This is a genomic window from Massilia sp. P2_C2 (genome assembly GCF_056404615.1).
The window spans coordinates 1-3,402 of the sequence record NZ_JBFUDR010000469.1 but is presented as its reverse complement, the minus strand read 5'-3'; the positions used below and the strand labels follow the sequence as shown (position 1 = coordinate 3,402).

The window sequence follows — 3,402 nt, the reverse complement described above, 5'->3', positions numbered from 1 at the left end:
GCACGAGCGCCAACTTGATCGCAGAGGTTTGCCGTGCCGAGCGGCATGGCGGTCGCATGGAATCGACCGATAACGAGCCGGGCTTGAAGACGGCGCTGGTGCTGCCGGGTTAGCGGCTGTATCCGAGCGTGAGCGCTACAGTGCGGGAATCGTGACCGGCTCGGCGCCGTTCCAGGCTCGCCTTACCGTTCCCTGCACAAACAGCATGAAGACGAATTGGGCAAGAAACGAAGGCAGGTCGATGCCATAGGTGAGCCCGGCGCAGGCGTTGATGAGAACGTCGCTGACGATGATCAGTGTCGTGAGCACGAGGCCGGCGCGCGGTCGTGTCAGCAACAAAAGCACGGCCAGCGAATCAAAGAACGTCAGCGATGTCCAAAAGGTGGCGTAGAACGGGTGGATGCCGCCATAGTTCCACCACAGGCCGTGCTCGAACAGGATACGTGCGTGGTTCCAGGCTGCGCCTGTCAGGCAGATTGCGTACAGAACGCGAATGACCAATGATGGATTTTTCAAGCTGTTCGGTGCTTTCCTGGTGTGTCCGCATTCGTTCACGAGTTGGGCGGGCGCCGAATCTACCGGCCGTCATCGGTCCGAACGAAATCGTGCGGTATAAAATTGCTCATGTTGGTAGTCACCAGCAGCGCATCCTCGCGCAGGCAGATCCCGGCCGGCTGGTCGCCGACGATCCATGAGCCGATCACAGGATAATTGCCGTCGAAGTCGGGCAGTTTATGGAGCGCCTGGTAGATATAGCCCTCGCGGCCATACGGACCGTCATCGTCCGCGATCACCTTCCCGTTTTCGACCAGCACGATGTTCGCGCCTTCGCGCGAGAACAGCGGCTTCCTTGCATACGAGCTCAAAAGGCCCGGCTCGAAATAGGCTGGCAACAGGTTCGGATGACCAGGGTAAAGCTCCCACAGGATGGGCAGGATGCCTTTGCAGGACAGTACCGATTTCCACACCGGCTCGATGAAGCGGGTCCCGCCGGCGATCGCCATCGGCCCGAATTCCTCGCGCATCATCCATTCCCATGGATATAGCTTGAACAATGTACTGATCGGTGCGTTGTCTTCGTCGACGAAGCTGTTCCGACCGGAATCCCAGCCCAGCTTCTCGATCGCGATGTGGCGCACGTCGAAGCCCGCCTGTTTCGCGGTATCCATCAGATAATGCACGCAGACCCAGTCTTCCTCGTTGTCGGCGAGCGAGGCGAAATGAATCCGGCTGTCCGGGCTGTGCAGCGATTGCCATCGTTCGACCAGGCGCTCGTGCAGTGAATTGAACTGGTCGTGTTCCGGGAATTTTTCCTTCATCCAGTACCATTGCGCGACCGCGGATTCGAGCAGCGACGTCGGCGTGTCGGCGTTGTATTCCAAAAGCTTCGGTTCGCTCACGCCGTCATAGGCCAGATCGAAACGGCCGTACAGACTGAATTCATTGCGTAGGAACGAGGTTTCGATCGCTTGCCAATAGGCAGCCGGTATGCCCAGCTGGCCCAGGCGCTTCGCGAGGATGACGTGCTTGACGGCCTCGATGCACATGCGGTGCAGTTCGGCCGTGCGCGCCTCCAGCTGATCGATCTGCGCGCTGGTGAAGCGATAGCAAACCTCTTCGCACCAATAATCGTCCCAGGCATGAAAGGACAGGCCGATCGCTTCCAGTTTGGCCGCGCAGTCCGGTCGCGGACTGATCTTCAATCGCCGCATTCATCCTCCTCCCGATTCGCCGCCGCCCCCGCCGCCGTGCCCGCCGCCCTCACCGCCATGCGCCGTCCCGCCGAATCCGCCGCGCGAGACCGCGACCGATTCGGTGCCTGTCGCATGAGACGGTCCGCCACGGCTCGCCTCGCCGTTCGTCACCGGACGCGCTGCGCCGTTCTCGATGACCATCGGGCGGCCAGCGTCCCGATCCCAGTAATAGCGTGGGCCGGCATAGACGGCGCTGCCGCCATGGCTGCTCGTGGTCGAGTTGCACCAGTTTCCATTGCCCCAGTCCTTGCGGCAATCGTCGACGTTGGCATAGGTGCCCTGTTTGGCCGTTGCAGGCAAATCATTGGCCTTGCCGCATCCGGTCAAGGCCGTGACCGCGCCGAGCAGGATGAGCGGAACCTGCGTTGAATGCTTCATTCACACTCCAAAAAATCTACCGCCTGTACACCGGTCCTGGCGCGCGTGGGCCAGTCCGTTGCGATGCCCACGACCTGGCCGAGGAAGGGCCGTGCGGCCCGCATTACACAGTCCGCGTCCATGTCCTCGGCCTCGACCACGCCTGCCGCCGGATGCTGCAGCATCCACTCAAGCGCGCCGACGATACCGCCAACGACCTGCATCGACGTCGCACTATTGTGTGGCGCGATCCGCCTTGCCTCTGCCAAAGGAAGGACCGAGCCGAACCAGTACGCCCCCCGCTCGCGGATCAGCAGGACCCCGAGTTCGTCGGTGCCGGACACGAGTGTATCCACCATGACCGTCTTCAGCGCGGGCGGCCGCATACCATTGTTCGCCCAGCGCGCCAGGCTTTCGCATGTCTTCGGTGCTGGACGGTACGCGTAATATACCGTGGGCCGGTAGGTCATGCCCCCGTCGGGAGAAAATTCCGTCAAGAAATCTCCAATCGAATGCGCTTCGTGGTGCGTGATCAACCAGGCCTGTTGCTCGCCGACCGAGGGCACCCAGCTTTTCACCTTCGTGCACACGCCTGGGCGGTCGAGCATGACGCCTGCCGTCGGTGCAGTGCCGATGCGCGTGGCGCCGCCCGCAAGCCGGGTCTCATGCGTTCCCCACGACAGTTCGGCACACTGCATGGCTTCCGCAATCAGGCCGTCGACCGACCAGGTATTGGCAAATTCCCCCGCGCGCAGCGCCATGCCGTCGGTTTGCGTATCGCGTTCGGCAATATGGATGGCCTTGACGCCCAACGCGCGCGCCAGCGCCGCCGACGGTGGCGCGATAGGCAGGCCTTCGCTGGCAGCCAGTCCAGACAAGGCGAGCTTGATGAAATGCGATACCAGGCCGGGATTGGCGCCATGGGCGATGACGCAGGTCGATTTACCCTTGCCTTTCCGGCGCAGCGCTTCCCGCCGCAGCCAGTAATTGGTCGTGTGTACGGCGGGATTGCACGTTTGATCGTAGCCGCCGGCCCAAGGCTCGACGCAGGTATCGAGGTACAGGACACCGTGCTGCTGGCACCAATCGATGAGCGCCACCGTCGCGACCTCGACCGAGAGGTTCAGCAGGAGGTCGCCCGGTGCCAGTCGCCCCTCGAGCGCCGCGTGCAGATTCTCTTTCGTCAGCGGGTTGACGGAAAAGCCAATGCCGAATGCATGCGCGATTCCGGCGCCTCGTTCGTCGGCCGTGATCGCGCTGACATTGTGTGGATCCAGGTCCGGATACAGAT

The 3,402-nt window shown here is 62.2% G+C and carries 4 protein-coding genes; all 4 read right to left on the bottom strand.

All coding sequences use genetic code 11. The annotated features are described in order from the left end of the window. Positions 1-135: 135 nt before the first annotated feature. On the bottom strand, positions 136-516 hold the full coding sequence (locus AC1DYX_RS29505) for a hypothetical protein (RefSeq protein ID WP_477265531.1): 381 nt from the start codon (positions 514-516) through the stop codon (positions 136-138). Between the two features lie 59 nt (positions 517-575). Continuing rightward, positions 576-1,712, bottom strand: a complete 1,137-nt coding sequence (locus AC1DYX_RS29500; protein WP_477265529.1) for a glutathionylspermidine synthase family protein — start codon at positions 1,710-1,712, stop codon at positions 576-578. Next, entirely contained in the window at positions 1,713-2,132 is a 420-nt protein-coding gene (locus AC1DYX_RS29495; RefSeq protein ID WP_477265527.1) for a hypothetical protein, read from the bottom strand. After that, the coding region (locus AC1DYX_RS29490; protein ID WP_477265525.1) for a saccharopine dehydrogenase C-terminal domain-containing protein at positions 2,129-3,402 on the bottom strand (1,274 nt) is incomplete at its 5' end. The genes AC1DYX_RS29490 and AC1DYX_RS29495, both read right to left, overlap by 4 nt.